The organism is Mesorhizobium sp. WSM4807, assembly GCF_055811615.1.
Genome location: NZ_JBVVQY010000089.1, coordinates 1 through 2,314, shown reverse-complemented (window position 1 = coordinate 2,314; position 2,314 = coordinate 1). Strand labels below are relative to the sequence as shown.

Genomic DNA, 2,314 nt, shown 5'->3' with positions numbered 1-2,314 from the left:
AATGACGCCGTCCTTCCATTGGACCGCAACAGACCTTTGCAGTGACCGCTTCGCGGATCCTGTTCCTGTTGAAGGCGGCACTCTCGTGAAGCGTCGCCACATGACCGTATCAGTGGTATCATGAACCAGCACGGTCGCGGTGTCGGGCAGCCGGATGGTGCATGTCGCGTCAATCGCCTGGGCTTCATCCGGCGGATCTCCTGAGGGAGAGACAGCCATGGCAACTGCAAGAGCGGAGCGGCGGCTGGCCGCGATCCTGGCCGCTGACGTCGTCGGCTATTCCCACCTCGTCGAACATGACGAGGCTGGGACGTTGTCGGCCCTGAAGGTTCTGCGCCGGGAGGTGATCGATCCGCTGCTGGCCGAGCATCAGGGCCGTATTGTCAAGCTGATGGGCGACGGTGCGCTCGTGGAGTTCGGCTCGGTCGTCGATGCCGTCGCGTGCGCGGTCGCCATCCAGAAGGGCGTTGCCGAGAACCAGGCCGATATCCCAACGGAGCGACGCATCATCTTCCGGATCGGCGTCAATCTCGGTGATGTGATCCACGAGGTTGATGGGGATCTCTACGGCGATGGCGTCAACATCGCGGCCCGCCTCCAGACCTTGGCGGATCCAGGCGGCATTTGCATTTCCGGCACGGCGTACGATCACCTCCAGGGCAAGCTTGACTGCGACTACGAGTACCTCGGCGAACGCGCGCTCAAGAACATGGAGCGGCCGGTGCGACTGTACCGCCCCCTTCTGGAAGGGACGACCGCACGAACGGCATCGCCCAGGCCCGCACTTCCGGACCGACCATCCATTGCGGTGCTGCCGTTCAACGCCATGAGCGCCGACCCGGAGCAGGACTTCTTCAGCGATGGGCCCACCGAGGACATCACCTCCGCGCTATCCAAGCTCAAGGGCTTCTTCGTGATCGCCCGCAACACGATGTTCACCTACAAGGGAAAGCCCGTGGATGTGCGCGCCATCGGGCGCGAACTCGGGATCCGCTATGTTCTCGAGGGGAGTGTCCGCAAGTCCGGCAACCGCGTGAGGGTGACCGCGCAGCTCATCGATGCGGCCTCCGAAGCCCATCTCTGGGCCGAGAGGTACGACGGCGACCTCGGCGACATCTTCGTCATTCAGGACGAAATCACTGCAAGCGTCGTCGGCCGCATCGGGCCGGAACTCCTGGCGGCAGAGCATGCCCGCGAAAGCCCCAAGCCGCATCATGGCCTTGATGCCTGGGAATGTGTCGTGCGGGCGGTGTTCCTGTGTTCCCAGTTGTCTGAGGAGAGCAGCCGGAAGATGCTCCCCCTGCTCGATCGGGCAATCGGACTGGCTCCCGATTATGCCCAGGCGCTCGCCATGAAAGGTTGGATTACGATGTGGCGCGCGTTCCAGGGGTGGGAGGACATGGGATACGCCCTGGCCCTTGCCAGGGATATCGTCCAACAAGCCATTGCCGCGGACGATAAGGAACCGTGGGCTTACCTTGCGCAGGCGATGATAGCCTTTGCGACGCGTGACAATGTCCTGGCGATGGCAGCGATCAGCCAGGCTGTCGCGATCAACCCCAACTCCGCGTTTGCACACGGCCAGTTGGGACTTGCGCATGCCAACGGGGGCCGCGCGGCGGACGCCATTCCTTGCATCGACTACGCCCTCAGACTGAGCCCGCGCGAGGCTTTTCTCGGCGACTTTCAGTTCTATTACGCCATGGCTTACTTCCAGGGCGCGAATTACGAGCTTGGATTGAGTTATGCACGGGAGGCGCATCGCTTGCGGTCCGGCCACGCGGTTCCGCTGGTCATCGGCACGGCCTGTGCCGGACTTCTGGACAACCAGGAGGCTGCCACGGACTTGCTCGGACGGCTCAAGTCGCTAGTCCCTGACATCTCACGGGAAGCGGTCGGAGCAACATCTTCTTTCGTCCGCGCCGAGGATCGGGCGCGCCTGATCGAGGGACTTGCCCGTGCCGGCCTGAATTGACGGGTTGGATTGACCTCGAGAACCGATCGCCTACCGGTGAGGAGCGTTCTTGGCAGCATGTCGCGACGACTTTCGGAATTGTGCTGCGTGGAAGCCCATCTCGCGGCCGCCGCAACAAAGCTGCCAACACGAAGGTCGCTCCAGCTATCGCCGAAACGCTCCCCGTGATTGGCTCATCGCGAGTAAGGGCGTCCAGACGCTGGAAGGCGTGGCTCAAGTCTGGTGGCGTTTGCTACCGAATGCCGGACCGATGCAGCGGCGATCTAGTCACACGGAGCGGCACGTTTCATTGTGGCATCCGCGAAATGAACCTGTGAACCAAGAACGTCCGTTCATGGC

At 62.7% G+C, this 2,314-nt stretch carries 1 protein-coding gene; it reads left to right on the top strand.

What is annotated here, in order from left to right; genetic code table 11:
- Nucleotides 1–217 precede the first annotated feature (217 nt).
- Nucleotides 218–1,975, top strand: a complete 1,758-nt coding sequence (locus AC0L3N_RS33780) for an adenylate/guanylate cyclase domain-containing protein (protein WP_473552007.1) — start codon at nt 218–220, stop codon at nt 1,973–1,975.
- Nucleotides 1,976–2,314 lie beyond the last annotated feature (339 nt).

Excerpts from the sequence above, each read along its gene's own strand:
- AC0L3N_RS33780 (WP_473552007.1), top strand. The coding sequence starts at position 218 with ATGGCAACTGCAAGAGCGGAGCGGCGGCTGGCCGCGATCCTGGCCGCT.